Source organism: Sinisalibacter lacisalsi (assembly GCF_014640115.1).
Lineage (GTDB): Bacteria > Pseudomonadota > Alphaproteobacteria > Rhodobacterales > Rhodobacteraceae > Sinisalibacter > Sinisalibacter lacisalsi.
Genome location: NZ_BMGI01000002.1, coordinates 176,556 through 202,878, shown reverse-complemented (window position 1 = coordinate 202,878; position 26,323 = coordinate 176,556). Strand labels below are relative to the sequence as shown.

The 26,323-nt window shown below is 68.4% G+C and carries 26 protein-coding genes and 1 tRNA gene; 9 read left to right on the top strand and 18 right to left on the bottom strand.

All coding sequences use genetic code 11. The features are described 5' to 3' along the window. Positions 1–144 precede the first annotated feature (144 nt). The 4 genes from IEW01_RS06795 to dksA all read right to left on the bottom strand — a co-directional run bounded on the left by IEW01_RS06795 (position 145) and on the right by dksA (position 4,572). Complete coding sequence (locus tag IEW01_RS06795; protein WP_188526869.1) at positions 145–1,296, bottom strand: RsmB/NOP family class I SAM-dependent RNA methyltransferase; 1,152 nt, start codon at positions 1,294–1,296, stop codon at positions 145–147. 39 nt (positions 1,297–1,335) lie between these two features. Continuing rightward, positions 1,336–2,784, bottom strand: a complete 1,449-nt coding sequence (gene guaB, locus IEW01_RS06790; protein ID WP_188526868.1) for an IMP dehydrogenase — start codon at positions 2,782–2,784, stop codon at positions 1,336–1,338. A gap of 112 nt (positions 2,785–2,896) precedes the next feature. Beyond that, positions 2,897–4,066, bottom strand: coding sequence for an FAD-dependent monooxygenase (locus IEW01_RS06785; RefSeq protein WP_188526867.1), 1,170 nt, complete (start codon positions 4,064–4,066; stop codon positions 2,897–2,899). An 83-nt stretch (positions 4,067–4,149) separates the two neighbouring features. Next, entirely contained in the window at positions 4,150–4,572 is a 423-nt protein-coding gene (gene dksA / locus IEW01_RS06780; protein WP_188526866.1) for an RNA polymerase-binding protein DksA, read from the bottom strand. A gap of 200 nt (positions 4,573–4,772) precedes the next feature. On the opposite strand from dksA, the gene IEW01_RS06775 reads away from it, so the two are divergent. Beyond that, positions 4,773–5,612 carry an AAA family ATPase gene (locus tag IEW01_RS06775; RefSeq protein ID WP_188526865.1) on the top strand — a complete coding sequence of 280 codons (840 nt, stop codon included), beginning with the start codon at positions 4,773–4,775 and terminating at the stop codon, positions 5,610–5,612. 111 nt (positions 5,613–5,723) lie between these two features. Here the strand turns inward: IEW01_RS06775 and IEW01_RS06770 are convergent, their stop codons facing one another. Genes IEW01_RS06770 through IEW01_RS06750 form a run of 5 tightly spaced genes read right to left on the bottom strand, consistent with a single transcriptional unit; the run spans position 5,724 to position 9,733 of the window. Continuing rightward, a complete protein-coding gene (locus IEW01_RS06770; RefSeq protein ID WP_188526864.1) occupies positions 5,724–6,404 on the bottom strand; it encodes an alpha/beta hydrolase in 681 nt (226 codons plus the stop codon). Further along, positions 6,401–7,033, bottom strand: coding sequence for a DNA-3-methyladenine glycosylase family protein (locus IEW01_RS06765; RefSeq protein ID WP_188526863.1), 633 nt, complete (start codon positions 7,031–7,033; stop codon positions 6,401–6,403). The genes IEW01_RS06770 and IEW01_RS06765 overlap by 4 nt, the downstream gene beginning before the upstream one ends. Further along, positions 7,030–7,761: a cobalt-precorrin-6A reductase gene (locus IEW01_RS06760; RefSeq protein WP_188526862.1), complete on the bottom strand. Its 732-nt coding sequence runs from the start codon at positions 7,759–7,761 to the stop codon at positions 7,030–7,032. Before IEW01_RS06760 ends, IEW01_RS06765 begins: the two co-directional genes overlap by 4 nt. Continuing rightward, complete coding sequence (locus IEW01_RS06755; RefSeq protein WP_188526861.1) at positions 7,758–8,858, bottom strand: cobalt-precorrin-5B (C(1))-methyltransferase; 1,101 nt, start codon at positions 8,856–8,858, stop codon at positions 7,758–7,760. Before IEW01_RS06755 ends, IEW01_RS06760 begins: the two co-directional genes overlap by 4 nt. A 44-nt stretch (positions 8,859–8,902) precedes the next feature. Continuing rightward, positions 8,903–9,733, bottom strand: coding sequence for a hypothetical protein (locus IEW01_RS06750; protein WP_188526860.1), 831 nt, complete (start codon positions 9,731–9,733; stop codon positions 8,903–8,905). 150 nt (positions 9,734–9,883) lie between these two features. Between IEW01_RS06750 and IEW01_RS06745 the strand changes: the two genes are divergently transcribed. The 4 genes from IEW01_RS06745 to IEW01_RS06730 all read left to right on the top strand — a co-directional run bounded on the left by IEW01_RS06745 (position 9,884) and on the right by IEW01_RS06730 (position 13,577). Further along, positions 9,884–9,973, top strand: a tRNA-Ser gene (locus IEW01_RS06745). A gap of 114 nt (positions 9,974–10,087) precedes the next feature. Further along, complete coding sequence (locus IEW01_RS06740) at positions 10,088–11,674, top strand: pyruvate kinase (protein ID WP_188526859.1); 1,587 nt, start codon at positions 10,088–10,090, stop codon at positions 11,672–11,674. A gap of 202 nt (positions 11,675–11,876) precedes the next feature. Beyond that, complete coding sequence (mgtE, locus tag IEW01_RS06735) at positions 11,877–13,259, top strand: magnesium transporter (protein ID WP_188526858.1); 1,383 nt, start codon at positions 11,877–11,879, stop codon at positions 13,257–13,259. Between the two features lie 120 nt (positions 13,260–13,379). Then, on the top strand, positions 13,380–13,577 hold the full coding sequence (locus IEW01_RS06730; protein ID WP_188526857.1) for a hypothetical protein: 198 nt from the start codon (positions 13,380–13,382) through the stop codon (positions 13,575–13,577). Position 13,578: 1 nt separating this feature from the next. Here IEW01_RS06730 and IEW01_RS06725 read toward each other — a convergent pair whose 3' ends face one another. Together IEW01_RS06725 and IEW01_RS06720 are read right to left on the bottom strand one after the other, a co-directional pair. Beyond that, positions 13,579–14,292 (bottom strand): RlmE family RNA methyltransferase, encoded by a 714-nt coding sequence (locus IEW01_RS06725; protein ID WP_188526856.1) that lies wholly within the window; start codon positions 14,290–14,292, stop codon positions 13,579–13,581. A gap of 126 nt (positions 14,293–14,418) precedes the next feature. Then, positions 14,419–15,531, bottom strand: coding sequence for a Ppx/GppA phosphatase family protein (locus IEW01_RS06720; RefSeq protein WP_188526855.1), 1,113 nt, complete (start codon positions 15,529–15,531; stop codon positions 14,419–14,421). A gap of 270 nt (positions 15,532–15,801) precedes the next feature. Between IEW01_RS06720 and IEW01_RS06715 the strand changes: the two genes are divergently transcribed. Further along, positions 15,802–16,098, top strand: coding sequence for a virulence factor (locus IEW01_RS06715; RefSeq protein ID WP_188526854.1), 297 nt, complete (start codon positions 15,802–15,804; stop codon positions 16,096–16,098). Between the two features lie 25 nt (positions 16,099–16,123). Further along, complete coding sequence (locus IEW01_RS06710; protein WP_188526853.1) at positions 16,124–17,182, top strand: methyltetrahydrofolate cobalamin methyltransferase; 1,059 nt, start codon at positions 16,124–16,126, stop codon at positions 17,180–17,182. A gap of 51 nt (positions 17,183–17,233) precedes the next feature. On the opposite strand, the gene IEW01_RS06705 is transcribed toward IEW01_RS06710, so the two are convergent. The 3 genes from IEW01_RS06705 to IEW01_RS06695 all read right to left on the bottom strand — a co-directional run bounded on the left by IEW01_RS06705 (position 17,234) and on the right by IEW01_RS06695 (position 20,086). Beyond that, a complete protein-coding gene (locus IEW01_RS06705; RefSeq protein WP_188526852.1) occupies positions 17,234–17,710 on the bottom strand; it encodes a P-loop nucleotide/nucleoside kinase family protein in 477 nt (158 codons plus the stop codon). Between the two features lie 85 nt (positions 17,711–17,795). Then, a complete protein-coding gene (locus IEW01_RS06700; protein ID WP_188526851.1) occupies positions 17,796–18,380 on the bottom strand; it encodes an HNH endonuclease in 585 nt (194 codons plus the stop codon). A 179-nt stretch (positions 18,381–18,559) separates the two neighbouring features. Beyond that, the gene (locus IEW01_RS06695) at positions 18,560–20,086 is read right to left on the bottom strand and encodes a helicase HerA-like domain-containing protein (protein WP_188526850.1); all 1,527 of its coding nucleotides are present in this window, start codon (positions 20,084–20,086) and stop codon (positions 18,560–18,562) included. Between the two features lie 442 nt (positions 20,087–20,528). Between IEW01_RS06695 and IEW01_RS06690 the strand changes: the two genes are divergently transcribed. Continuing rightward, positions 20,529–21,191: an invasion associated locus B family protein gene (locus IEW01_RS06690; RefSeq protein WP_188526849.1), complete on the top strand. Its 663-nt coding sequence runs from the start codon at positions 20,529–20,531 to the stop codon at positions 21,189–21,191. 87 nt (positions 21,192–21,278) lie between these two features. Here the strand turns inward: IEW01_RS06690 and IEW01_RS06685 are convergent, their stop codons facing one another. The 3 genes from IEW01_RS06685 to IEW01_RS06675 all read right to left on the bottom strand — a co-directional run bounded on the left by IEW01_RS06685 (position 21,279) and on the right by IEW01_RS06675 (position 24,486). Further along, positions 21,279–22,490: a beta-ketoacyl-[acyl-carrier-protein] synthase family protein gene (locus IEW01_RS06685; RefSeq protein ID WP_188526848.1), complete on the bottom strand. Its 1,212-nt coding sequence runs from the start codon at positions 22,488–22,490 to the stop codon at positions 21,279–21,281. A 6-nt stretch (positions 22,491–22,496) separates the two neighbouring features. After that, positions 22,497–22,763, bottom strand: a complete 267-nt coding sequence (locus tag IEW01_RS06680) for an acyl carrier protein (RefSeq protein WP_188526847.1) — start codon at positions 22,761–22,763, stop codon at positions 22,497–22,499. 100 nt (positions 22,764–22,863) lie between these two features. Next, on the bottom strand, positions 22,864–24,486 hold the full coding sequence (locus IEW01_RS06675; RefSeq protein WP_188526846.1) for a L,D-transpeptidase family protein: 1,623 nt from the start codon (positions 24,484–24,486) through the stop codon (positions 22,864–22,866). 353 nt (positions 24,487–24,839) lie between these two features. Here IEW01_RS06675 and mepK point away from each other — a divergent pair, with 353 nt between their 5' ends. Continuing rightward, the gene (gene mepK / locus IEW01_RS06670; protein ID WP_188526845.1) at positions 24,840–25,409 is read left to right on the top strand and encodes a peptidoglycan L,D-endopeptidase MepK; all 570 of its coding nucleotides are present in this window, start codon (positions 24,840–24,842) and stop codon (positions 25,407–25,409) included. Between the two features lie 77 nt (positions 25,410–25,486). Here the strand turns inward: mepK and IEW01_RS06665 are convergent, their stop codons facing one another. Continuing rightward, positions 25,487–26,245, bottom strand: coding sequence for a flavodoxin family protein (locus IEW01_RS06665; RefSeq protein WP_188526844.1), 759 nt, complete (start codon positions 26,243–26,245; stop codon positions 25,487–25,489). Between the last annotated feature and the right edge of the window lie 78 nt (positions 26,246–26,323).

Sequence of the window (26,323 nt, the reverse complement as noted above, 5' to 3'; positions counted from 1 at the left end):
GTGACAACGCCGGGTGCGACAAGGCGGCCCCCTGTTGGTGATTCGATCTCCCGCATTAGGTCGCGCCGTCGTTAACAGGTGATTAACGCCGGCTTGAACGCCATGGGCGGGATGCAACCTTGCGTTGAGTAGAGCCGCGCCGGCTTACCGCGTCAAGAGCGCGAGGAAAAAACCGTCGCCGCCATCGAGCGGCGTGAACCGACGCGCGAAATCGCAGCGCCAGCCGGGGTGGCGGGCGAGAAAGGCCTCGATCTGGGCGCCGTTCTCGGCCTCCAGCAGCGAACAGGTGGCATAGGCAAGCTGCCCGCCGGGCGCAACGTAATCGGTGATTTCATCGAGAATTCCGGCTTGTATCGCGCAAAGCTCATCGAGTCTCTCGGGCGTCAGATCCCACTTTCCCTGCGGGTTGCGCCGCCATGCGCCGGAGCCGGAACAGGGCGCGTCGGCGAGCACGAGGTCGAACCGCCCGCCCTCCGGCCCGAGCCTGCCAACCTGCACCCCGGCCCGCGTCGCGCGGGCGGGCAGATCGCGCATACGCCCAGGATCAACGTCATGCGCCGTCACTTGCGCGCCACGGGCAGCCAGCCCAAGGCTCTTGCCGCCGCCGCCGGCGCAATAGTCCAGCACCCGGGTGCCGGGGCCGACCGGCAAGAGATCGACAACCGCCTGGCTCGCGGCATCCTGCAATTCCACGAGGCCGGCGCGAAACGCCGCACTTGCCTGCACCCGGCGCGCGCCCTCGGTCACCTCCAGCGCGGTCGGCGAAAGCGGGTGCGGGCGGGTCTCGATCCCCTCCTCCGCCAGCGCGGCGCGCGCGGCTTCGGGGCTGGTGCGCGCGAAGTTGGCGCGCAGGAACACCGGCGCGCGGTGGCGCAGCGCCTCCATCACCGGGGCGAAATCGTCGCCGAGGCTTGCGCGCAGCGGAGCTTCGAGCCAGTCGGGACAATCGAGCCGCACCGTCTCGGGCAGAGCCGCAAGCACCGGCCCCTCGCCCTCGCCCGAGCCAAGCGGCGCGGGCGCGTGGCCCACGCCGGTGAACCATCCGCGCGGGTCTTCGCCCCGCGCCTTCAGCGCCCCGATCATCAGCCCGCGCCCGCTCTCGGCGCCGCCAAGCGCGGCAAAGCTCCGCCGGCACCGGGCCGCGTCGAACACGTGATCGCGGATCGCCGCGCGGTCTTTCGATCCGGCAAAGCGGTGGTTGCGGCCCCAGTTGGTGAGCGCACGTTCCAGCGGCGCGCCATCGAGCCAGGCGTCGAGCACCTCGATGGCGGCGGCGATCCGTGCGGACGGAGTCACGCCATCACCTCAAGAACAACGGGCAAGGCATTGAAAACCTTAGCCACCCCGGTAGTTCGGGCTTTCGCGGGTGATCTGCACGTCATGCACGTGGCTTTCCTTCAGCCCGGCCCCGGTGATCTTCACGAACCGCGCACCGCCGCGCATCTCTTCGATCGTGGCGTTGCCGGTGTAGCCCATCGCGGCGCGCAGGCCCCCGACCATCTGGTGGATCACGTTCGCCACCGAGCCCTTGTAGGCCACCTGCCCCTCGATGCCTTCGGGCACCAGCTTGTCGGAGGCGGCATCCTTCTGGAAGTAGCGATCCGCCGAGCCGCGCGCCATGGCGCCAAGCGAGCCCATGCCGCGGTAGCTCTTGAAGCTGCGGCCCTGGTAGAGAATGATCTCGCCAGGGCTTTCGTCGGTGCCGGCGATCATGCTGCCCACCATCGCGGCGGAGGCGCCCGCGGCGATCGCCTTGGCGAAATCGCCAGAGAACTTGATACCGCCATCGGCGATCACCGGAACGTCGCCCGCGGCCTCGGCGCAATCCATGATCGCGGTGAACTGCGGCACGCCCACGCCGGCGACCATCCGGGTGGTGCAGATCGAGCCCGGCCCGATCCCCACCTTGACCGCGTCGGCGCCCGCGTCGATCAACGCGCGGGTGGCCTCGGCGGTGGCGACGTTGCCGGCGATCACCTGCACCCCGCCGGGCAGGGCCTTAACCCGGCGCACCGCGTCGATCACGCCCTGCGAATGGCCATGCGCGGTGTCGATCACCACGATGTCCACGCCCGCGTCGATCAGCGCCTCGGAGCGTTCGAAGCCGGCATCGCCCACCGAGGTCGCCGCCGCCACGCGCAGACGCCCGAGATCGTCCTTGCAGGCGGTGGGGTTGAGCACGGCCTGCTCGGTATCCTTCAAGGTCAGAAGCCCGGTGAGCTTGCCGGCGCCGTCGGTGACCAGCAGCTTCTCGATCCGGCGCGACTTCATCAGGTTCTTGGCCTCTTCCAGCTCCGCCGGTTCGGTGAGCATGGCGAGGTTGTCGCGCGTCATCATCGCCTTGACCGGGGTATCGTCGGAGGTGGCGAAGCGCATGTCGCGGTTGGTGAGGATGCCAACGACGTGGCCGTGCGCGTCCACCACCGGGAAGCCGGTGAAATTGTAGCGTTCGATCAATGCCTTGGCGTCGGCCAGCGTCTGGTCGGGGGTGAGCGTGATCGGGTTGTAGACGATCCCGCTCTCGAACCGCTTGACCCGGCGCACCTCGCGCGCCTGCGCCTCGATGTCGAGGTTCTTGTGGATCACCCCGAGGCCGCCCGATTGCGCCATGGCGATCGCCATGCGCGCCTCGGTCACCGTGTCCATCGCCGCGGCGAGAAGCGGGATGTTCATGCTGATCTCGCGGGTGACGCGGGTGCGGGTATCGGCCGTCGAAGGCAGCACCGAACTGGCCGCGGGCACCAAGAGCACGTCGTCGAAGGTGAGGGCCTCGCGAATCTCCATGGGGGATCTCCTTGGATACATCGTTTGGCGCTTCCCTATTTCACGCATGGTGAGGTTTGGAAAGAGGGGTGGCGCAATTTCTTGCGCCGCGCGCCACGGGCGGGCCGTTTGCTCAGGGTTTGGTCACGTCGTGCTCGTAGATCCAGTCGTACCGCCGCAGCACCCGACCGGGGGCAAACCGCCCGGCGAGGCGCAGGGCGTTGTGGCCGATGAATTTCAGCGCCGGGTTGGCGTAGTGGTAGTTGCGCGCGTTGCGGTTGGCGGCCTCGACCACGTTGATCACCCGGTGACGCCGCCGCGCCTGGTAGAGCGCCGGCCCCTCCTCTAGCCCGGAGACCGAGAGGCACTCGGCCAGCACCCAGGCGTCTTCCAGCGCCATCACCGCGCCCTGCGCCATGAACGGCAGCGTCGGGTGGGCCGCATCGCCGAGGATGACCGCCCCGCCCCGGTGCCATTGCTCGGCCACCGGGTGTTGGAACAGGCCCCAGAGATTGACCGCCTCGACCCGGTCGAGCAGCGCCCGCGCCTCGGGCGCATACATCTCGAAGGCCTTGCGCAGGTTCGCCGGGTCGTCGTCATGGTTCCAGCCCTCGGCAACCCAGCCGGCGCGTTCCTGCACCGCGACGATGTTGACGATCTGGCCGCCGCGCAGCGGGTAGGTGACCATGTGCCGGCCCGGGCCCATCCAGATCGTTGCCTCCGCCGCCTCGTCGCCCCGCGCGGGAACCAGCGCGCGCCAGGCCACCTGGCCGGTGAACAGCGGCTCGCGCGGCACGTTGAGGGCGCGATACATCAGCGAATGCAGCCCCTCGGCCCCGACCACGAAATGCGCCTCGCGGGTTTCCTGGCCCTCGATCTCGATCAGCGTCGAATGCTGGCCGACATCGACGCGGGCAACCTTCGCCCCGGTCTCGATCGTCACGCCCAGTTCGCGCGCGGCCTCGAGCAGAATGTCGATCAGGTCGGCGCGGTGAAACAGCAGGAACTCGCGGCCCGGCTTCAGCGCCTCGAAATCCAGCCGCAGCACGTCGCGCCCGGTGAGCCCGTCCCTGAGCAGCACCGCCCGGCTCGCCACCGATCGCGCCCGCGCCGTGGCGCCGAGCCCGAGCGCATCGAGCACCGCCACGCCGTTGGGGCTGATCTGGATGCCCGCCCCCACCTCGCGAATCGCCGGGGTCTGTTCCAGCACGGTGACTTTCGCCCCCCGCATCGCCAGCGCGGCGGCGGCGGCGAGCCCGCCGATCCCGCCCCCGAGAATGGTGACCTCCTGCCCCGTCAGCATCGCGATCCTCCCCCGCAACATGAAAACACCGGGGCGTCGCCACCCCGGTGCCAGTTAACCCAAATCCAGGCCAAGCGCGCGCATCAGTCGTCCCGGTGCACTTTCTCGCGCCGCTCGTGGCGCTCCTGCGCCTCGAGGCTCAGCGTGGCGATCGGACGGGCGTCGAGGCGCTTGAGCGAGATCGGTTCGCCGGTCTCCTCGCAGTAGCCGTATTCGCCCTCCTCGATCCGCCTGAGCGCCGCGTCGATCTTCGAGACGAGCTTGCGCTGGCGGTCGCGGGTGCGCAGTTCCAGCGCCCGGTCGGTCTCTTCCGAGGCGCGGTCGGCGATATCGGGAATATTGCGCGCGCCCTCCTGCAATCCCTCGATCGTGGTCTTGCTGTCGTCGAGCAGATCGGCCTTCCACGCCAAGAGCTTGCGGCGGAAGTACTCGAGCTGGCGATCGTTCATGAAAGGCTCGTCCTCGGCCGGACGATAATCCTCTGGCAGGAACACTTCAGCTTTCATCCCAGGCTCCTTGTGCTCGCCGGCGGCCACTCCATTTTCGACTGTCTCGACCATCCGGTGTCCTCCTGCGCGCCCCTTTAGCCCACCCTAGGTGGGTTGTCACTAGCCAATGCGCCCAAGCCAATGCGCTTGCCCCCGCCTGCGGCTTCGGGGCATATGGGCGCGAAACGCCAAGCCCCAACCAGCCCCCGGGAAGACCGATGCAGTTCAGCTCCACCGAGACCTACGTCGCCACCGAAGATCTCACCGTCGCCGTCAACGCCGCGGTGACGCTCGAGCGCCCGTTGCTGGTCAAGGGCGAGCCCGGCACCGGCAAGACCGAGCTGGCCCGCCAGGTCGCCATGAGCCTCGGGATGGAGATCATCGAGTGGCACATCAAGTCCACCACCCGCGCCCAGCAGGGCCTCTACGAATACGACGCGGTGAGCCGGCTGCGCGACAGCCAGCTCGGTGATGAACGGGTGCACGACGTCTCAAACTACATTCGGCGCGGCAAGCTCTGGCAGGCCTTCGCGGCGCCCGAGCGGGTGGTGCTGCTGATCGACGAGGTCGACAAGGCCGACATCGAGTTTCCCAACGACCTGCTGCAGGAACTCGACCGGATGGAGTTCCACGTCTACGAAACCGGCGAAACCGTGCGCGCGCGCCAGCGCCCGGTGGTGATCATCACCTCGAACAACGAGAAGGAATTGCCCGACGCCTTCCTGCGCCGCTGCTTCTTCCACTACATCCGCTTTCCCGACATGGAAACGATGCGGCGCATCGTCGAGGTCCACCACCCCGGCATCAAGGAGCGGCTGCTGACCACCGCGCTCACCCAGTTCTACGAGATCCGCGACCAGGCCGGGCTGAAGAAAAAGCCCTCCACCTCCGAGGTGCTCGACTGGCTCAAGCTCCTGCTCGCCGAGGATCTCGACCCCGAAGATCTCGCGCGCGAGGGCGCCTCGTCGCTGCCGAAACTGCACGGCGCGCTCTTGAAGAACGAGCAGGACGTCCACCTCTTTGAACGCCTCGCCTTCATGGCCCGGCGCGAACGCTGAGCCGGCCCCGCGCGCGCCGGCCGACCTCTTTCATCTCTTGAAAAAAATCCCGGGGGTCCGGCGGCACAGCCCCCGGGCGGGTCGGCCCGGGCGCAGCCCGGGGCGATCCCCCTATTCCGGAACGTCCAGCGCGATCCCGAGCCGCTGGGCCATGAAGGCCAGCGCCACCGAGAGCCCGTCAGGCGAAATGCCATGGCCGGTGCCCTCCATGACATGGCCATAGGCCTCGAACCCGGCCTTCTCCAGCGCCTGCCCGGCCTCGTTGAAATGCCCCGGCGGCACCATTTCGTCCTGGTCGCCGTGGATCAGCAGAACCGGCGGCTTAGACAGCACCGTGTCGGCGAAACTGTCGGGGTCGAGCAGCCGGCCGGAGCTGGAGACGATCCCGGCGACGGGCACGTCGCGCAGGGGCAGCGCCCGCAGCGCCAGCATCGCGCCCTGGCTGAAGCCGAACACCATCAGCTTGTCGGCGGTGATGCCCTCCTGCGCGAGCACCTGGTCGACGAAGGCGTCGATGTCCCTGACCGCCTGGAACGCGCCTTCCGAGGCCTCCTCGTCCGACGAGCCGTCGAGCCAGGGGATCGGGAACCACTGGAAGCCGAAGGGGTTGCCGGCGCATTTTTCCGGCGCATCTGGCGCGATGAAGGCGGTGTCGGGCATGTGCGGGGCGAGCGGATCGGCCAGCCCGAGCAAATCGTCGCCATCGGCGCCGTAGCCGTGCAGGAACAATACCACCGATTTCACCTCGCCCGACATCGGTGGCCGGCGCTTGAACTTCAACTCGCGCGTCATGAACGGATCCCTTCCCTGTTTGTCGCCACCCGGTAATAGGCCCACAGCAGCCGCGCCGCAACGCCCCGCCAGGGCGACCAGTCCGCGGCCATCCGGCGCAGCGCCGCCTCGCGCGGGCGCGCCTCCAGCCCGAACAGCCCGCGCACCGCCTCCTGCAGGGCGAGATCGCCTGGGGCGAAAACATCCGCCCGCCCGAGGCTGAACATCGCGTAGATCTCCGCCGTCCAGCGGCCGATCCCCGGCACCTCGGTGAGCCGGGCCACCACCGCCTCGTCGGGCAGATCGCGCAACGCCTCGAAATCTATCCCGGCCTCGGCCAGCGCCCGGGCATAGCGTGCTTTCTGGCGGCTGAGCCCGGCGGCGCGCAGGGTGTCGTCTTCGGCCGTGGCCACACGGGCGGGATCGGTCAGCCCCGCCGCCTGCACGCGCGCCCAGATCGCCGCCGCGCTCGCGGTGCTCACCTGCTGGCCGACGATCACCCACAAAAGCTGGGCGAACCCCTCCGGCCGGCGGCGCAGCGGCAGCGGCCCGACCACCTCAAGCGCCTCGGCGAACCGCGGCTCGCGCGCGGCGAGCCAGTCCGCGCCTTCGCCGAGGTCCGCCGCCGTCTCGATGATCCGCCCGCTCATAACCGGCGCTCCAGCCAGTCGAGCGCCGCCGCGACGCTGGCGGCCTTGTCGCCCGGCGGCTGCGGCGGGCGGCGGATCAGCACCACCGGCAGCCCCAATTCGCGCGCGGCGACGAGCTTGGCATCCGCCGTCCCGCCGGCGTCCTTCACCACCAGCGCGGTCACGCCCAGCCGCCGGAACAGCGCGACCTCGTCGGCAACGCTGAACGGCGCGCGGCCGACAACCCAGCGCCCCTGCGGCAGCGGGCATGGCCCCTCGGCCCGGTCGATCCGGCGGCAATAGACCCGGTGCGCCGCAAGCCCGCTGAGCCGGTCGAGCGTCTTGCGCCCGGTGGCGAGAAACACCACCGCCCCCGCCGGCAGCGCCGCCGCCACCTCCTCCTCGCGGTCTACAAAGGTCCAGCGGTCGCCGGCGCCGGGCACCCACCCGGGGCGCAGGATCTGCAGATAGGGCAGCCCCAGCCGCGCGCAGAGCGCCGCGCTGCGGGCCGAAATCTGCGCCGCGAACGGATGCGTTGCATCCATAACCGCTTCTATCCCCTCGTCCTGCATGAATTTTTCCTGCGCCTCATCGCCGCCGAATCCGCCGACCCGAACCGGCACCGCAAGCCGATGCGGCGTGCGCGTCTCGCCCGCGAGCGAGGCCAGAACCGCGACGCGCGGATCCTGCGCCAGCCGATCGGCCAGCGCCCGCGCCTCCGCCGTGCCGGCCATCAGCAGGATCTTCACGGCCCGGCGCGCGCGATCACCGCGCCCTCCCGGTCGACCACCACCACGTCATAGCCGATCTCGGCCCCGAACCGCGCCCTGACCTGCTCTAGCGCGGCCTCGGCCACCTTTTTCGCCAAGGGTTCTCCAACGATTCCATAGGCTTCCAGCACGGTGTTCGCCTGCGCCACCCGGGCGTCGCCGACCATCTCCGCCAGCCGGGCGAAATCGACCTGGCTGCGCGCCGAGTGCAGGTCGATCGCGCCCTGCGCCAGCTTGGCCAGCTTGGCGAGGCCGCCGCCGATGGTCACCCGCGCCACCGGGTGGCGGGCGAGGTATTTCAGCATCCCGCCCGCGAAATCGCCCATGTCGAGCATCGCATGATCGGGCAGCCCGTAGAGCGCCTGCACCGCGCGTTCGCTGGTCGCCCCGGTGCAGCCGGCAACGTGGCTCAGCCCCGTGGCGCGTGCCACGTCGACGCCGCGGTGGATCGAGGCGATCCACGCCGCGCAAGAGAACGGCCGCACGATCCCGGTGGTGCCGAGCACCGACAGCCCGCCCTCGATGCCAAGGCGCGGGTTCCAGGTTTTCGCCGCGAGCTTTTCGCCGCCGGGGATCGAGATGGTGATCTCGACGCCGGGCAACCCGGCGGCGACCCAGCTTTCCGCCAGCCCGGCCACATCAGGAACCGGCTGCGCTGTCCGGCCGGTCTCCAGCCCCGCCTCCCACGCCGCGCGCAGCATCATCTCGCGCGGCACCGGGTTGATCGCGGGCTCGCCCGGCGGGATCGGCAGGCCCGGCTTCGTCACCGTGCCAACCCCGGCGCCGGCGCGGAAGGTCACGCCCGCAGCGGATTCGCGCACCCGAGCCAGGATCAGCGCGCCGTGGGTAACGTCCGGGTCGTCGCCCGCATCCTTGACGATCCCCGCCTCGGCCCAGTCCGACCCCCTGGCGCTGCGGGCCAGCGCGAAGCCGGGCCGCTCGCCGCGCGGCAGCGTGATCGTTACCGTTTCGGGAAAGGCCCCGCCCCACAGCCGCAGCAGCGCCGCCTTGACGGCCGCCGTGGCGCAGGCGCCCGTGGTCCAGCCCCGGCGCAGGTCTCGCTTCTCGTGATCCATCACCGCGAACTATACGCCGCCTGCCCGGCCCGACAAGCCGGCGCTCAGATCTCCTGCTCCGGCGTCAGCCCGGCCAGCGCCTCGGCCAGCGCCTCGTAGCGTTCCGCCATCACCTGGAACTGGATCGCGTTCAGGATCTCGTAGACCTGCATCATCGCCGGGTCTTCGAGCGCGGCGCGGTAGGCTTCGATATCCGCGTCCGACATGTCGCGGTAGGTATAGGCCGCGCCCAGCATCGAGTAGAGCGCGATGTTGCTGCGAATCTCCGGCGCCTGCTCTTCGAGCAAGGCGCGCAGTTCGGCCTCGGAATAGTCGATATCGACGCTGCCCGCCGCCATCGCCGCCAGCAGGTAGCGCAGCTGCACCTCGATCACCGCGCGCAGGCTGGATTCGACCCCGCCGATCGCATCCATCATCGCGCTGTAATCCTCCAGCCGCGCCGGGTTGGTCTCGCCAAGCCGCTCGACGATCTCGCGCCCCTGCTCGTGGCGGACATCATCCTCGGTCACGTGGCTCTCGTTTTCCACCGCGACCAGCCGCCGGCCAAGCTCGGAGCCGTAGAAATCCATGCCGTGCTCGAGCAGCGGCTCGGGCAGAACCGCCTCCATCATCTCCACCGCGCGATCCAGCATCAGCTCTGGATCAAACACCCGCCGGGCCAGCGCGGTGTATTGCCGGCCGAAGGCGTCCGGCGCATCGCCGGCGATGCCGGGGCCGGCCATGGCGCCCTGCTGCATCGAGGTGATCGCCACGTCGAACCCGGTCACCTCGAGAAACTGTCGGTACTCCGCGCGATCGGCCGCGCCGGCGACGACCCCCCAGAGGGTGGCGAACGCCAGCACGAGTGCCCCGGCCATGTTTCCTTGAACCCGCATGATTGCCTCCTCGCGCATGCCTGACTTTCAAAAGACTAGGCATGCCGCCGAGGCGCCACAAGAGCCGCGGCGCAAACCCAGCTCCGATCGGCGGAAATGAGGGGTTGCGCCCCGCTCGCGCTGGCATTATGTCACCCGCCAGACCCCCGCGGAGAGGTGCCGGAGTGGTCGAACGGGGCGGTCTCGAAAACCGTTGTCCCTTCACGGGGACCCAGGGTTCGAATCCCTGTCTCTCCGCCACTTTCCCACCGGAAAGTCTGCGCTTTCGCGTCCATGTCATGGAACTGACAAATCGCCGTGATTATCTGATCGGTGTCGAGACCCGGCCCTGCCGGGTTCGGGCCGGAGGCGATCATGGACCAGACCGACAGAGCGATCAGTGCCGCCGATGCGCAAGGCCTCGCGGCGGAGCTGCAGGAACGGCTCATCGAGGTGCGCGCGGAAGCGCGGGCGAGCGCGGCGGTCACCCTCGAAGGCTGGCAACCGGCGCTGGCAGGGTCCGCCTTCGCCGCCTCCGCCGAGAACCTCGCGCTGTTTCTCGCCCTGCGCCGGATCGACCTCACCGCCGAACAGGGGGCGTTGGCGCGGCTTGGCCTGTCGTCGCTCGGGCGCAGCGAATCCCACATGCTGGCCACGCTCGACGCGGTGATCGCCGCGCTTGACGCGATGGCGGGCGGCGGGCCGCTCGCCGGGCCGCTGCCGCCCCCGGTCGACGCCACGCGGGCCGTGATCGAAGCCCGGCGCGACGCGCTCTTCGGCTCCGAACCCACCGGGCGCAGCGCGCGGATTCTCGTCACCCTGCCAAGCGAGGCGGCGACCGCGCCGGAGCTGATCACCGAGCTGATCGCGGCGGGGGCAAACGCGGTGCGGATCAACTGCGCCCACGATGGCCCCGAGGCCTGGGCGGCGATGATCGCCTTCGCCCGTGACGCCGCCGCCGCCGCGGGCCGGCGTGTGCCGGTGCTGATGGATCTCGGCGGGCCGAAGGTGCGCACCACCACGGTATCGGTGCCGCCCATCTTCCTCGCACGGGAGAAGAAAAAGAAGCTCAAGGCGCTCGCCCGCGACGGCATCGCCCCCGAAACGCGCGGGCCGCGGCTGATGAAGGGCGACCGGCTGATGCTCACCCGCGCGCCCACCGGGGCGGAGGTGGAGCGCGTCGAGATCACCCTGAGCCACCCCAACCTGATCGACGCCTTGCGCCCCGGCGCGATCGTGCATTTCGACGACGGCAAGCTCGGCGCGCGGGTGCTGGAGGTGGCCGAGGGCCGGGCCGAGCTGCAGGTCACCGAAGCCCGCGCCAAGGGCGCCCGGCTCGCGCCGGAGAAGGGCGTGAACCTGCCCGGCGTCGATATCGACATCCCCGCGCTCACCGAGGCCGATCTCGCCGCGCTCGACTTCGCCGTCGGGCGCGCCGACCTGATCGGCTATTCCTTCGTCCAGACGGTGCGCGATGTGCGCGCCCTGCAGGACGCGATCGCCGAACGCCTGCCCGCGGGCGCGCAAAGCCCCGCGATCGTGCTCAAGGTGGAAACCGACCTGGCGCTGCGCAACCTGCCCCGGCTGATCGTTCAGGCCGGCGCCCGCGGCCCGGTGGCGGTGATGATCGCGCGCGGCGATCTCGCCGTCGAGATCGGGCTCGAGCGGCTGGCGGAGATCCAGGAAGAGATCCTGTGGCTCTGCGAAGCGGCGGAAGTGCCCGCGATCTGGGCCACGCAGGTGCTGGAAGGGCTCGCCAAGGAGGGCTTTGCCAGCCGCGCCGAGGCGACCGACGCGGCGATGAGCCAGCGCGCCGAATGCGTCATGCTCAACAAGGGCCCCTATGCCGCGCAGGCGGTGGGTTTCCTCGACCGGGTGCTGCGCCGGATGGATCGGCACCAGGCCAAGAAAACCCCGCGCCTCGCCCCGCTCAAGGCATGGGCCGCGCCACAGGCGCTCTGAGCCGGGCCGCCCTGCGCGCGGCCGCGCCCGGGATCGCTGTTTTGTGCCCTCCGCCGATGCCGATTTGATCGACTTGAACGCCTTTCTCGTGTAGCCGACGAGCTTTGAAGCGGCCCACGACTCGGGGCCGCATCGCCCGCGCATGGCGAGGCGTCAGGGTGAATTGGCGGGCACCGGGACTGGACGAGTGGAGGAGAGCGTCATGCAGCAGGCAGAGCAGATCGACGATGTGACCGAGGTGCTCGACGAAATCACCTCCGAGCAATGGGATGTGATCCTCGCCGCGATGGAGGCCGAGGATCCGCAGGCGCTGAAAACCGCGCTGGAAACCGTGCATGCCGCCGATATCGCCGACATCCTCGAACAATTGTCGTCCGACCAGCGCGACCGGTTCGTGCAGCTCTACGGCTCCGAATTCGACGGCGATATCCTGTCGGAGATCGACGAGTCGATCCGTGAGCAGGTGATCGAGGCGCTGCCGCGCGAGGTGGTCGCCGAAGCCGTGCGCGAACTCGATTCCGACGACGTGGTCGACATTCTCGAAGACCTCGAACAGGACGGCCAGGACTTCATCCTGCAATCGCTCGAAAGCGACGACCGCGAGGCGGTGCAGAGCGCCATGTCGTGGCCCGAGGGCTCGGCCGGCCGCCTGATGCAGTCCGAAACCGTCACCGTGCCCGAAGACTACACCGTCGGCGAGACGATTGACTTCCTGCGCGCCGCCGAATGGCTGCCGGCGCAGTTCTACCACATCATCCTCGTCGATCTCGAGGGCAGGCCCACGGGCTACGGCACGCTGGGGCGCATCCTCGCGGCGCGGCGCGACGTGCACCTCACCGATCTCAGCGAAGACAGTTTCCGCACCGTCTCGGCCACCGAGGACGAGGGCGAGGTGGCGCGGCTGTTCAACAAGTATCACCTGATCTCGATGCCGGTGGTCGACGAAGCGGAAAAACTCGTCGGCGTCATCACCATCGACGACGCCATGATCGTGCTCGACGAGGAAGCCGAGGAAGACCTTCTCCGCCTCGCCGGCGTGAGCGAGGAGAGCTCGCTCTCCGACCGGATCTGGGACACCGTGCGCGGCCGCTTCGTGTGGCTGTTCGTCAACTTGCTGACCGCGATCCTCGCCTCGATCGTGATCTCGATGTTCGAGGAAGAGCTCGAAGCCATGGTCGCGCTGGCGGTGCTGATGCCGATCGTGGCCTCGATGGGCGGCAACGCCGGCACCCAGACGATGACCGTGGCGGTGCGCGCGCTCGCCACCCGCGAACTGACCGGGCAGAACGCCCGGCGGGTGCTTTCGCGCGAACTCATGGTCGGCACGATCAACGGCCTCGCCTTCGGCGTGATCATGTCCGCCGTCGCGGCGTTCTGGTTCGGCGTGCCGATGCTGGCGGCGGTGATCGCGATGGCGATGGTGCTCACCCTCGCCTCGGCCGCGCTGTCGGGCATCGTGCTGCCGCTGCTGCTTGACCGGGCGGGGATCGACCCGGCGCTGGCCTCGGGGCCCTTCGTCACCACCGTCACCGACGTGGTCGGCTTTTTCGCCTTCCTCGGGCTGGCCTCGGTGGTGCTGCTGTAACGCGGGGCGCGGGGGCCCCGCGCGAAATCACCCCGGTTCCGCCCCATTCCGGCGTCATTCCTGCCACGAATCCGTGGACAATCCGAGCCATGGACACCGATTGAACAGGGAATTAAACCAATGCACATCACCCAGACCGGGCTTTCCGCCGTCTCCGAAGCCCTTGCCTTCGCGCTCGATGAGCGCCGCACCTGCCTGTCGGACCGCGAGTGGCGCTTCCGCCTGCGCGGCTATGGCTACGATATTCGCCACACCGCGCGCGGCCGGATGCTGACGCAAGTGACCAGCGGCCGCGACCTGGGCCTGATCGACGGTTGATCTAGCCGCGGAACCCCGTTGCCACGACGAATTTTTCCGACGAGTCCGAGCGGCTTGCGGGGGGTTTGACGTTCACCACCTTGGTGAATTTCTGCTTGAGCAGCTTCTGAAGGTCGCCCTCGGCGCCACCGGCCAGAACCTTGGCGACGAAGGTGCCGCCCTCTTCCAGCACGTCGAAGGCGAGAAAGGCCGCCGCTTCGCCGAGCGCGATGATGCGCAGATGGTCGGTCTGCTTGTGGCCCGACGAGGCCGCCGCCATGTCGCTCATCACCACGTCGGCCTTGCCGCCGAGCCAGGCCTTGACCTGGTCGTCCGCGCCATCCGCCATGAAATCGAGCTGATGCGTCTCGGCACCGGCCACCGGCTCGATCTCCTGAAGATCGACGCCGAGCACGGTGCCTTTGGGCTTTCCCGCGATCTCTCCCAAGGCGTTGACCCGCGCCACCGCCACCTGCAGCCAGCCGCCCGGCGCGCAGCCGAGATCAACCACCCGACCGCCGGGCTTGAGAAAGCCGAAACGGTCGTCCAGTTCGAGGATCTTGAACGCGGCCCGGCCCCGATACCCTTCGGCCTTGGCGCGCTTCACGTAAGGATCGTTGAGCTGGCGCTGGAGCCAGAGCGTCGACGAGAGCTTGCGCCCGCGCGCGGATTTCACCTTGACCTTGAGGTCACGCTCCCCCCGGCCCGATGTGCCCTTGGTTGGTTGTTTGGCCACCTGCGCCTCCTTTTGCGCCGGGATATACCGAAAGCCATGCGCGCCGCAACGCCTCGCGATGCGTCCGGCGCGGGGCCAGAGGTTCACGCCGGCCGGGGCCAGCCGCCCGATCCGGCAGCGCCCGCCTCAGAACGGCCCGTCTTCCAGCACCCCGTCCGACGACATCTGCGCGTAGAGCAGCCCCTCGCGCAGCCCCCTGTCGGCGACGCTGAGGCGATCGGTGGGCCAGATCCGCAGGAGCGCCTGCAGAATCGCCGCGCCCGACATGATCAGCGCCTGCCGGTCGCGCCCGATCCGGGGATCGGCGCGCCGCCCCTCGGGCCCGGCGGCAAGGTAGCCCCGGATCACCCGGTCGATCTGGTCGGAGGTCATCCGCAGCCCGTCGACCTTGTTGCGGTCATAGCGTTTCAGCCCGAGATGGGTGGCGGCCACGGTGGTGACGGTGCCGGAGGTGCCGATGATCTGGAACCCCTCGCGGTTGTTCTCGCGGTGGAACGGGGAGAACCCGCCCAGTTGTTCCTCGAAATACCAGCTCATAAGGGCGAAGCGCGCCGAGTCGTCGTCGACGTCGTCATAGGCCTCGCGCAGCGTCGCCACCCCGAGCGGCACGCTGATCCAGTCCACCACCCGGGCGGTCGGAAACGGCCCCAGATCGCCCTTGAACCCCGTCCGCAGCCGCATGATCGAGCGCGGCCGCTCCAGCGGCGGCACCGCCGAGAGGTCGATCCACACCAGTTCCGTCGAGCCGCCGCCGATATCGACCACCAGAAGCTGCTCGGTGCGGGTCGAGACCAGCGGCGCGCAGGAGATCACCGCCAGCATCGCCTCTTCCTCGGGCTTGATGATCTCGAGGCTGAGGCCGGTTTCGCGCTCGACGATGCGCATGAAATCGCGGCTGTTGGTGGCGCGGCGGCAGGCCTCGGTGGCCACCAGCCGCATGTGCCCGACATCGTGCTTTGCCAGCTTGCGCTTGCAGATCCTCAGTGCCTGGATCGTGCGCGCCATCGACGACCGGCTCAGCCGGCCCGAGCCGCCGAGGCCCTGGCCGAGTCCGACGGATTTCGAGAAACTGTCGACAACATGAAACTGGCTGCCCTTGGGCTGGGCAATCAGCATGCGACAACTGTTGGTGCCGAGATCCAGCGCCGCATAGAGGCTGTCCGGATCCGGCCGTTTCGGCGCGGGTGGCTCGACCGCTTTCGGGAACGCGCCCACGCCATCGGGACGCCTGGGCGCCATTTTCACGCCCTCCATTCAAAGTTGCCTTAAAGGTAGGGCAGGATTGCCCACCGCGCAAGCTCTGTGCCGCCGGCCGCCCGGCGACCCTGCGGTCAACAAGCGGTGAAGATGATCATGAAGACAATTCAAGCCCCGCCCCCTTGGCCCGGCGCGGCCGGGCGGGTATCGAGGCGCGAGCCCCGAGGTCGCATCCCGCGCGCGTCACGTCGCCATTGGCGCGGTCGGGCGGGCGGCGCTGGCCTATCGGGAAGGAAACCAAGGAGAACGCCCATGCCCGGCCTCACCATCGTCTACTGGCGCGACATCCCCGCCCAGGTCATCGTCGGCAAGGGCCGCGCGGCCGCCAAGGTGCAGCTGTCGGAACGCTTCGAACAGGCGATCGACCGCGCCGCGATGAAGGCGGGCATGGCGGGCACCGACGACTACCTCGCGCAGTGGCACCGCGAAGGCCCGGTGGAAACGCCGGGCGAACCGGGCGAGATCGCCAGCGCCGAGGCCGCGCGGATCGAGGCCGACTACACCCCCGAGCGGCTCCGGCAGCTCATCGACAATCACGGCCGGGCCTGAGCCCCGCCGCCCCGAGGAGAGACCCATGACCCGCACCGTTCTCGAAAGCAAGACCAAGACCGTCACCATCGGCTTCGACGAGCCGTTCTGCGTGATCGGCGAGCGCATCAACCCGACCGGGCGCAAGAAGCTGGCCGCCGAGCTCGAGGCCGGCGACTTTTCCACCGTCGAGCGCGACGCGGTGGCGCAGGTCGCCGCCGGGGCCACCGTGCTCGATGTCAACGCGGGCGTCGTGTTCAACACCAACCCCGACCCGAACGTCACCGAGCCGCCGCTGATGCGCAAGGTGATCGGGCTGGTGCAGGGGCTTGTCGATGTGCCGCTCTGCATCGACAGTTCGGTGCCCGGGGCGCTGGAGGCCGGGCTGGAGGTGGCCGAGGGCCGCCCGCTGGTCAACTCCGTCACCGGCGAGGAGGAGCGGCTCGAACTGGTGCTGCCGCTGGTGAAGAAATACAACGTGCCGGTGGTGGCGATCTCGAACGACGACACCGGCATTTCCGAAGACCCCGAGGTGCGCTTCGCGGTGGCGAAGAAGATCGTCGAACGCGCCGCCGATTTCGGCATCCCGGCGCATGATATCGTGGTTGATCCGCTGGTGATGCCGATCGGCGCCATGGCCACCGCCGGCAAGCAGGTGTTCACCCTCGTGCGCCGGTTGCGCGACGAGCTGGGCGTCAACACCACCTGCGGCGCGTCGAATATCTCCTTCGGCCTGCCCAACCGCCACGGCATCAACAACGCCTTCCTGCCGATGGCCTATGCCTCGGGCATGACCAGCGCGATCATGAACCCGCTGGCGCTGCCGGTGCCCGCTGCAAAGATCGCCGAGAAGCGGGCCGAGGTCGCCGCGCTCGGGGTGGTGCTGCCGGAAGACATGGACGATGAAACCTTCGTCACCCTGTTCGGCCTGGGCTCCACCCGCTACCGCCCGGGCAAGGAGATGGAAGCGATCCGCGCCGCGAACCTGTTGCTCGACAACGATGCCCATGGCGCCGACTGGATCAAGTTCAACCACGCCGCCTCGGGCGGGGGCAGCCGCGGCGGCCGGGGCGGGCGCGACGGCGGACGCCGCCGCCGGGGCTGACGCGCAAGGATCTCCGGGGTGCCGGCCTGCCCCCCGGAGCTGCCATCCGCGCTAGCGCGCCGTGTGGCGCACGATGGTGAGTCCCTCGCCCTCGGCAGGCGGCACGAAGTGCTCAAGAAGCCGGGCGAACTGCTCCCTGGTGACGGAAAACGGGTGATCCCCCCGGGCATTGCGCGCCTGCAGCCGCACCCAGCACGCCTCGTCGGACACATCCAGATAGTGCAAGCGGTGGTCCGCACCCGCGCTCTGCACGATCTCGCGCATCCATTGCCGAGTTTCGACCGTGTTGGCGGGGAAATCCAAGACGACGGACAGCCCGGCCTTCAGTAGCGCGATGATATGCGGGCGCATGGCGACACGCAGCCGCGCCGCGCACCGGACGTAGTCCGGCAGCGACTGCATCTGGTCGCCATAAAGGGCGGACAGCCAGTCGTCCTCGGCGACGACGACAGTTCCCGCCGCCTCGCCGAGCCGCGCGGTCAGGGTGGATTTGCCCGATGCGGCCTTGCCGCAGACGAGGTGCAACATGGGTATGGTTCGAGACATGGGATTACCTTGGGGCTGTGCGCCGCAGTATGGACGTGAAACAACGCGCGGGACGCAACCAGCGCCTTCACGCCTCCAGTTCGGCGTCCCAGTAGAGAAAGTCGGTCCAGCTGTCGTGCAGGTAGCCCGGCGGGAACTTGCGCCCGAGGTTCTTGAGCTCCTCCGCCCCCGGCTGGCGCGGCGGCTTGCGCAGGCTGAGACCCGAGTGGCGCAGCGAGCGCGAGCCCTTGCGCAGGTTGCACTTCGAACAGGCGGCGACGACGTTTTCCCAGCTCGTCACCCCGCCCCGCGCGCGCGGCACCACGTGGTCGAAGGTCAGATCGCCAGTGGCGCCGCAATACTGGCAGCAGAATTCGTCGCGCAGGAACAGGTTGAACCGGGTGAAGGCGACGCGTTTTTGCGGCTTCACATAGTCCTTGAGCACCACCACCGAGGGGATGCGCAGCGCCATCGAGGGCGAGTGCACCACCTCGTCGTATTCGGCGACGATGTTGACCCGGTCGAGAAACACCGCCTTCACCGCCTCCTGCCATGGCCAGAGCGAGAGCGGGTAGTAGGAGAGCGGGCGGAAATCGGCGTTGAGCACCAATGCCGGGTGCGCCCTCGGGTTGGCCTGCTCGCGCACGAATGATGTTCTGAACTCGCCGTCCATGATCGGTGACTCCGCCCTCGCCCTGTCTCGAACCCGCAGGGCGGGGACATCCCGCCCCATGATCTTTTCGATGACTATATCTGGGAAAGAGTTCCAGACAAGCCCCACGATATGGGCCCATCCTGACGGCGATTCATGACAGCGTCGTGACGAAGCGGCGCATCGGCGGCAAGCCGGGTTCAGCGCGCCTTGAACAGCGTGCCGAGCACCCCGCGCACGATGCGCCTGCCGGTGGTGCCCTTGAGTTCCTTGATCACCACTTTCGCCACTTCCTCGCCGAAGGACGAGCCGCGCCCCGAGGCCTTGCGCGGTGCGGCCGGGCTGGCGTTCGCGCTGTAGCGGCGCGCGGCGCTGAATTCGCGCGCCTGACCCTCAGCCTCGGCGCGCTCGGCCGCCAGCGCCGCCGCTTCGGCCCGGGCCGCCAGCATCTCGTGGGCACTGTCGCGGTCGATGAGGGTGTCGTACTTGCCGGCGAAGGGCGACGCGGCATTGACCGCGGCGCGCACCTCTCGCGAGATCGGCCCGAGCTGCGACGACGGCGGGCGGATCAAGGTGCGCTCGGCCACCCCCGGCGCGCCCTTGGCTTCCAGCATCGAGGTCACCGCTTCGCCCGTGCCCACCTCGCGGATCGCCTGCTCGATGTCGAAGCGGGGATTGTCGCGGTAGGTTTCGGCGGCGTGGCGCAGCTCGCGGCGATCCTTCGCGGTGAAGGCCCGCAGCGCGTGCTGAATGCGGTTGCCGAGCTGGCCGAGCACGGTATCGGGCACGTCGGCGGGATTCTGGGTGACGAAATAGACCCCGACCCCCTTGGAGCGGATCAGCCGCGCCACCTGCTCGACCTTGGCGATCAGCGCGCGCGGGGCATCGTCGAACAGCAGGTGCGCCTCGTCGAAGAAGAAAACCAGCTTCGGCTTGTCGGGGTCGCCCACCTCGGGCAGGTCCTCGAAGAGCTCCGACAGCAGCCAGAGCAGGAAGGTGGCGTAGAGCCGGGGCGATTGCATCAGCTTGTCGGCGGCGAGGATCGAGATCCGGCCGCGCCCGTCTGGCTCCACCCGCATCAGGTCGGCCAGGTCCAGCGCCGGCTCGCCGAACAGGTTCTGGCCGCCCTGGTTGTCGAGCACCAGAAGCGCGCGCTGGATCGCCGCCACCGACGACCCGGCGACATTGCCGTAGCGCAACGACAGTTCGGAGGCGTTCTGGCCAACCCAGAGCAGGAGCGATTGCAGGTCTTTCAGGTCGAGAAGCGGCATCCCCTCCTCGTCGGCGACGCGGAAGGCGACGTTGAGCACCCCCTCCTGCACGTCGGTCAGCTCGAGCAGGCGCGAGAGCAGCAAGGGGCCGACCTCGGCCACCGTAGTGCGCACCGGGTGGCCCTGCTCCCCGAACAGATCCCAGAAGGTCACCGGGAACTGCTCGTAGGCGTAATCGTCGAAGCCGATCTTGCCGGCACGCGCCATGAACGCGTCATGCAGCTTGAACCCGGCCGACCCGGCGGCCGCGAGCCCGGCCATGTCGCCCTTCACGTCGGAGAGGAACACCGGCACCCCGGCCTTGGAAAACCCTTCTGCCAGGATCTGCAGCGTCACCGACTTTCCGGTGCCGGTCGCCCCGGCGATCAGCCCGTGCCGGTTGGCGTATTTCAGCAGCAGCCCTTGCTTGACGCCGTAGTTCTCGCCGCCTCCGCCGATGAACACCTGGTCGTCCATGCTGCCTGCCTCCCTCGGAACCCTTTGCGATGAAAATACATTTTTAAGGATTTCGTGCCAGTGTGAATCCGTCCGGGCCATGTCCTCTTTCGCCCGGGCGACTTCCTCCCTGTCAGACTGGCCGCGCCTTCGGGCGCGGCTCTTTTCGCCCGATCACCCTTCGCCGGGCCGGCTCGCGCCATGCGTGTGCGGCCTTTCCAGCCTGTTGACCGCTGCGACAATCCGTCGTAGCGTCGCGCCCACAAGTCGGCCAGTCCGGCAGGGAGAAAAAATTACACCAAAGGGTCCGGTCCAACCGGGCCCTTTATCAATTCACGGCCCTCCTTGCCTGCGCGCGGCGGGTTTCGCACATCCGGCGCGGCGCGTGAATTTCGCGCCTGACACGGTCGGCGCCCCATGTTAATCAACATCGCGAATGGAAACGAAAAACGGGAATTCGATCATGGCAAATCTGCTCAAACCCCTCGGCCTCGCGCTGCTGGTCGCGCTTGCCGGTCCCGCCGCGGCGCAAGACGCCGAGGTGCCGGAGAATGCCGAAGCCCCCGTTGCGGCCACCGCGGCGGACGACGCGACCTACGTCGACGAGGTGTTCACCGACTGGCAGCGCGAATGCCTGCGCACCGAGGATGGCAACGATCCCTGCCGCATGGCGCAGATCCTCTACGACGCCGAGCGCAACCCGGTGGGCAAGATCGCCCTCGCCCGCCAGGCCGCCGACAGCCCGGCGGTTTCGATGGGCGAGCTGGCCCTGCCGATCGACCTTGGCATCCTGCTGCCGCAGGGCCTCACCATCGGCGTCGACCGCGGTCTCTCGAAGCAATACGATTTCTACATGTGCCTGCCCGACGGCTGCATCGCCCGGCTTCTCTTCGGCGCCGATGACGTCGCGGCCTTCAAGGCCGGCGAGGTGATGAACCTCGGCCTCGTCGCCTTCCTGCCGCCCGACCGGGAGCCGACGCGGATCCAGATCCCGGTGTCGCTCAAGGGCTTCACCGCGGCCTACGATTCGCTCTCGGTTCCGGTTCGCCCCGCGGCCGCGCCCGAGGCCGAGACCGAGGCCGAGACCGAGACCGAGACCGAGACCGCGCCTGCCGCGGAAGAATAATCCGGCGCAATACACCGGACCCGACGCCGCGCGATCTTCGCGCGGCGTTTTTTGTTGCCCAGGGTGTCGAGAAAACGCCGGCCGGCCTTACGGCGCCGATCTCAGCGCGATGACCGCGTTGAGCCCGCCGAAGGCGAAGGCGTTCGACAGCACCGCCCCGACGCGGGCCTCGCGCGCCTCGTTCGGCACCACGTCGAGCGCGCAATCGGGATCGGGCGCCTCGTAGCCGATGGTCGGCGCGATCACCCCATCGGTGAGCGCCATCACCGCGGCCAGAAGTTCCACCGCCCCGGTGCCGCCGATCAGGTGTCCGTGCATCGACTTGGTGGACGAGATCATCAACCCCGCGGTTGCCGCGCCGAAAACCTCGGCCACGGCGGCGCATTCGGTCTTGTCGTTGGCGGCGGTGCCGGTGCCGTGGGCGTTGATGTAGCCCACGTCCTCGGGGTTCAGCCGGGCGTCGCGCAGCGCGCCGGCGATCGCGCGTGCCGCGCCCTCGCGCGACGGCATCACGATGTCAGAGGCGTCGGCCGTCATCGAGAACCCGGCCACCTCGGCGAGAATCTCGGCGCCGCGCGCCTTCGCGTGTTCCATTTCCTCGAAGACGAATACGGCCGCGCCCTCGCCCTGCACCATGCCGTTGCGGTTGGCCGAGAACGGCCGGCAGGCGTCGCGCGACATCACCCGCAGCCCCTCCCAGGCCTTGATCCCGCCGAAACACAGCATCGCCTCGGAGCCGCCGGTGAGCATCACCTCGGCCATCCCCGACCGGATCAGCATCAGCGCCTGGCCCATCGCGTGGTTCGACGAAGCGCAGGCGGAAGCGACGGTATAGGACGGCCCGCGCAGGTTATGCGCCATCGACACCTGGCTGGCGGCGGCGTTGCTCATCAGCCGGGGCACGACGAAGGGATGCACCCGGTTCTTGCCCTCTTCGAAGACGGTGCGGTAATTGTCTTCGACGGTGCCCAGCCCGCCACCGGAATTGCCCAGCACCACGCCCGCGCGCTCGGCCAGCGCGCCCTCGACGGTCAGCCCCGCCCGCCCCATCGCTTCGCGCGCGGCCAGCAGCGCGAACTGGGTGAAGCGGTCGAACAGCACCAGTTCCTGGCGGCTGAAATGCGTCTGCGGGTCGTAATTCTTCACCTGCGCGCCGATGCGGATCGACAGCCGGTCGGCATCGCGGAAATCGAGCGTGCCGATCCCCGACCGGCCCGCCTTCATCGCCGCGAAGGTTTCGGGAAGATCATGGCCAAGGGGGTTGATCGTGCCCGCCCCGGTGATCACGACACGCCGCATCCCGCCTCAGGCCTTCTGCGCGGCGACAAGCCCGGTAACGGCCTCGACGATGGCGCCGACGGAGGAAATGTCGAACTCGCTTTCCTCGGGCGCGTTGGCGTTGAAAGGCACGGAAATATCGAAGCTTTCCTCGATGGCGAAGATCGCCTCGACCAGTCCGAGACTGTCGATCCCGAGGTCTTCGAGGCTTTGCTCCATCGACACGTCGGACGGCTCGATCACCGCCTGTTCGGCGATGATCTCGATGATACGGTTACGGATATCCTCGGACATCGTGCTCCCTGGCGTCAGACAACGGGCGCACTCCGTTTATTCGGTTTGGAACCGCAAGAAAACCCAAATATGCGAGGCGCGTCGTTTCGCGCGCCGAGGCTCAGCTTTCGTAACCCGGCAGCCGCACTCCCGCCGCCTCGAGCGCGGCCCAGACCTTGGCGTCGCGGCCGTAAATGTCGGCCCGGTAGCTCATCTGGCCGCGCAGGTCGGAATAGGCGGTGCGGTAGACGAGGTGCACCGGCACCGGGTTCACCAGGTTGACCTGCGTCTCCCGCCCGGTGTCGAGCACGCTGTGGAAGTAGGTCTTGGGATCGGCCTCCTGCGGCGCCAGCAGGGTGTAGGCGAATTCGAAGGGCTTCTGCAGGCGCACGCAGCCGTGCGAATAGGCCCGCACCTCGTTGTTGAACAGGCTCTTCGAGGGCGTGTCGTGCAAGTAGATGTTGTACTTGTTCGGGAACATGAACTTCACCAGCCCCAGCGCATTGCCGCGCGAGGGCGGCTGCTTGAGGTCGTAGGGAAAGTTGCGCGGGCTGTAAGCTTCCCAGTTCACCGCCGAACGCGGAACCACGTTGCCGCGCCCGTCGATCAGCTGCAGGTGACCGGCGCTGCCGCCGCCGGAGGCGATCATGCCCGGCAGGTATTCGTTCACCGAGATCGAGCGCGGCACGTACCAGCTCGGGTTGATCACCATGTGTTCCATCGTGTCGGAGAACTCGGGCGTGCGGGTATCGCCCCGGTTCTGGCCGACCACCGCGCGGGTCTCGAATGTGATTTTGCCGCCATCGACGATCCGAGCGGTGAAATCGGTCAGGTTGACCCAGACGTAACGGTTCTGGCGGTCGATGCTGAGCCAGCGCTCGCGCTCCATCGCCACGATGATCGACTTCAGCCGCTCCTCGGGGGCGACGTTGAGCGCGCGGATCGTCGAGGGCCCGGCCACGCCGTCGGCGCTCAGCCCGGCGTTTTCCTGGAACCGCTGCACCGCGCGCTGGATGTCGGCGTCGTAGGTGATGGTGGCCGAGCGATCGAGATAGCCCATCGCCACGAGACGGTTGCGCAGGGCCACCACGGTCATCCCCACGTCGCCCGGCCGCAGCGCGCTGGCGGGCACCGTCGGCCCCCAGCCCCCCGCGGAGATCAGGCGTTCGAGCTCGAACTTCTTGTGCATCAGGCGGGCGTATTCATCCGAGGTGGGCACCAGGGTATGCAGGAAGGCGTCCGGGTTCTCGGCCCCGACGAAGCTGGTGAGCAGGTCGGTGCTGTCGCGCCGATCGGGCCGGCGGACCATGCCGGCATCGATCTGGCTGGGCGTGAGAATGCCGCTCTGCAACTGGTGCGCATAGGTCAGAAACAGCCGCGTGAGTTCCACCTCGACGCGTCCCCGGTCGCGCGGCGAAGACACCGCCCGCATCATCGCCTGAAGCTCGGTGGTGTCATAGGCCGAGACCGGCAGCGCGTGGTCGCCGGCCGAGAGGATCGCCTTCAGCAGCGCCTCGAGCCGCGCGCGCTCGCCGGGTTCCTGCCCGGTCCAGATCGGCTGGTAACCGGTCTCGCGGTAGAAGGCGGCCACCTCGTCGTGACCCACCGCCGCCTCGGCCACCGCCTGGGCGAAGGCCGGGAAGCGCAAGTCGGTGGAAACGGCTCCGGCGGGCGGGGTGAGCCCGATCAGGGCGGCGGCGGCAATCGAGTAAATGAAGGTCTTGCGAAGGCGCGGCAGCGGCATCTTGAATCTTCCTCGCTTCAAAGGCGGAAACCGGGAGAAATCCCCCGAATTCCACCCATTTTGCCATGGCTACGGGCCGAGTCCATTCACAAACGCGCCAAATTGCGTCTTTCGTCGCCGCCGAACGGGCGGGTGCGACACTGTAGCCACAGTTAACCCGGTGTTGGGGCTTTTCAGCAAATTTCTGCCGATTCTTCTTGTCTGTGGCCGCCATGGCAACGCGGGGGGTTGGAGGACGATTCGTTGTATGACATAACGGGATGGCGCCGAGGGCTGAGGCGCAAAAAGCAACCGTGCCGCGCAGAGCAGTGCGACGCGGAGTAAAAAACAAGATACGGGACGAACTGGGACAGATGACAAGCACGAGCTCCAATGGACTGAGCCGCCGCGCTCTGCTGGGTGCCTTCGCGGCCACCGCCGTCAGCGCCGCCCCCACTTTCGCCAATGCCGCCGGGTTCCTCCGCGGTGGCGGCGACATCCGCCGCATCGTGATGCATTCGGGCCGGACCGGCGAGCGGATCGACACGATCTACTGGATCGAGGGGGAGTACATCCCCGAGGCGATCGCGGAAATCAACCATTTCATGCGCGACTGGCGCAACAACAAGATGGTCCAGATCGACACCCGCACGCTCGACATCATGGCCGCCGCGCACGGGCTACTGGACGTGAACGAACCCTACATGCTGCTGTCGGGCTACCGCAGCCCCGAAACCAACGCGATGCTGCGTTCGCGTTCGCGCGGCGTGGCGAAAAACTCGCTGCACCTCAAGGGCCAGGCCGCCGACCTGCGGCTGAAGAGCCGCTCGGTCGGCCAGATGTTCAAGGCCGCGACCGCCTGCAAGGCCGGCGGTGTTGGCAAGTATTCCGGCTCCAACTTCGTGCACATGGATTGCGGTGCGGTGCGCACCTGGGGCAGCTGAGCCTCTTTTCCCACGATCGATGACGACATCGCCCCGGCCCCGCGCCGGGGTTTGTCTTTTCAGGTCAGCGGCCCGTCTCAGCGGCGGTATTCGGGGTTGTCGTGGTCGAAGCGGCAGCCCGCGCCCCAGGCGTTGCGGTCGTTGCCATGGCTGGAATAGCCGCCCGCGTCCTTCAGCATCCGCGCCAGATGCAGCAGGTTCCATGTCATGATCGTGGTGTTGCGCTGGGTGAACTCATTGTCGAACCCGGCCGGCTCACCATCGACCATGTCGCCGTAGGACGGGCCCGGCCCGGCCTCGCCGATCCAGCCGCAATCGGCCTGCGGCGGGATCGTGCAGCCCAGATGCGACAGCGCGTAGCCGATCGTCATCGCCGCGTGTTTCACCCCGTCCTCGTTGCCGGTGATCACACTGCCCGCGACCTTGCCGTAATAGATCGACTGGCCCTTGTCGTTGAGCAGGCCCGACATGCCGTAGAGCCGTTCGATCAACACCCGGCAGACGCTGCTTTCCTCACCCAGCCAGAGCGGCGTTCCGACAACGAGGATGTCGGCGGCCTTCACCCGCTCCCACAGCGCCGGCCAGTCATCGGCCTCCCAGCCGTGATCGGTCATGTCCGGGTAAACCCCCGGCGGAACCCGGTGCGACAGCATGTGCAGGTGATCCACCGTGACGCCGTTGCGCTCCATGATCGTGGCGGAGACGTTCATCAGGAGCCGGGTGTGGCTCTCGTTCGGATCGCGTTTCAGCGAGGTATTGATGAACAGCGCGGTGAGATCGGAGAAATCGGTATTATTCTCGCGGCAGAGCGTCTCCTGATGTTCGTTGAGGGGCATGGTCTGGCCTTTCCTGTCGGGGGTGCGGGCACAGCACCAGCCTCAACCAACCGCCCCCATCCGATCAACCCCGCCGCC

Excerpts from the sequence above, each read along its gene's own strand:
- guaB (WP_188526868.1), bottom strand. The coding sequence starts at position 2,784 with ATGGAGATTCGCGAGGCCCTCACCTTCGACGACGTGCTCTTGGTGCCC.
- IEW01_RS06785 (WP_188526867.1), bottom strand. The coding sequence starts at position 4,066 with ATGCTGACGGGGCAGGAGGTCACCATTCTCGGGGGCGGGATCGGCGGG.
- dksA (WP_188526866.1), bottom strand. The coding sequence starts at position 4,572 with ATGAAAGCTGAAGTGTTCCTGCCAGAGGATTATCGTCCGGCCGAGGAC.
- IEW01_RS06775 (WP_188526865.1), top strand. The coding sequence starts at position 4,773 with ATGCAGTTCAGCTCCACCGAGACCTACGTCGCCACCGAAGATCTCACC.
- IEW01_RS06770 (WP_188526864.1), bottom strand. The coding sequence starts at position 6,404 with ATGACGCGCGAGTTGAAGTTCAAGCGCCGGCCACCGATGTCGGGCGAG.
- IEW01_RS06765 (WP_188526863.1), bottom strand. The coding sequence starts at position 7,033 with ATGAGCGGGCGGATCATCGAGACGGCGGCGGACCTCGGCGAAGGCGCG.
- IEW01_RS06755 (WP_188526861.1), bottom strand. The coding sequence starts at position 8,858 with ATGGATCACGAGAAGCGAGACCTGCGCCGGGGCTGGACCACGGGCGCC.
- IEW01_RS06750 (WP_188526860.1), bottom strand. The coding sequence starts at position 9,733 with ATGCGGGTTCAAGGAAACATGGCCGGGGCACTCGTGCTGGCGTTCGCC.
- IEW01_RS06740 (WP_188526859.1), top strand. The coding sequence starts at position 10,088 with ATGGACCAGACCGACAGAGCGATCAGTGCCGCCGATGCGCAAGGCCTC.
- mgtE (WP_188526858.1), top strand. The coding sequence starts at position 11,877 with ATGCAGCAGGCAGAGCAGATCGACGATGTGACCGAGGTGCTCGACGAA.
- IEW01_RS06730 (WP_188526857.1), top strand. The coding sequence starts at position 13,380 with ATGCACATCACCCAGACCGGGCTTTCCGCCGTCTCCGAAGCCCTTGCC.
- IEW01_RS06720 (WP_188526855.1), bottom strand. The coding sequence starts at position 15,531 with ATGGCGCCCAGGCGTCCCGATGGCGTGGGCGCGTTCCCGAAAGCGGTC.
- IEW01_RS06715 (WP_188526854.1), top strand. The coding sequence starts at position 15,802 with ATGCCCGGCCTCACCATCGTCTACTGGCGCGACATCCCCGCCCAGGTC.
- IEW01_RS06710 (WP_188526853.1), top strand. The coding sequence starts at position 16,124 with ATGACCCGCACCGTTCTCGAAAGCAAGACCAAGACCGTCACCATCGGC.
- IEW01_RS06705 (WP_188526852.1), bottom strand. The coding sequence starts at position 17,710 with ATGTTGCACCTCGTCTGCGGCAAGGCCGCATCGGGCAAATCCACCCTG.
- IEW01_RS06700 (WP_188526851.1), bottom strand. The coding sequence starts at position 18,380 with ATGGACGGCGAGTTCAGAACATCATTCGTGCGCGAGCAGGCCAACCCG.
- IEW01_RS06695 (WP_188526850.1), bottom strand. The coding sequence starts at position 20,086 with ATGGACGACCAGGTGTTCATCGGCGGAGGCGGCGAGAACTACGGCGTC.
- IEW01_RS06690 (WP_188526849.1), top strand. The coding sequence starts at position 20,529 with ATGGCAAATCTGCTCAAACCCCTCGGCCTCGCGCTGCTGGTCGCGCTT.
- IEW01_RS06685 (WP_188526848.1), bottom strand. The coding sequence starts at position 22,490 with ATGCGGCGTGTCGTGATCACCGGGGCGGGCACGATCAACCCCCTTGGC.
- IEW01_RS06680 (WP_188526847.1), bottom strand. The coding sequence starts at position 22,763 with ATGTCCGAGGATATCCGTAACCGTATCATCGAGATCATCGCCGAACAG.
- IEW01_RS06675 (WP_188526846.1), bottom strand. The coding sequence starts at position 24,486 with ATGCCGCTGCCGCGCCTTCGCAAGACCTTCATTTACTCGATTGCCGCC.
- mepK (WP_188526845.1), top strand. The coding sequence starts at position 24,840 with ATGACAAGCACGAGCTCCAATGGACTGAGCCGCCGCGCTCTGCTGGGT.
- IEW01_RS06665 (WP_188526844.1), bottom strand. The coding sequence starts at position 26,245 with ATGCCCCTCAACGAACATCAGGAGACGCTCTGCCGCGAGAATAATACC.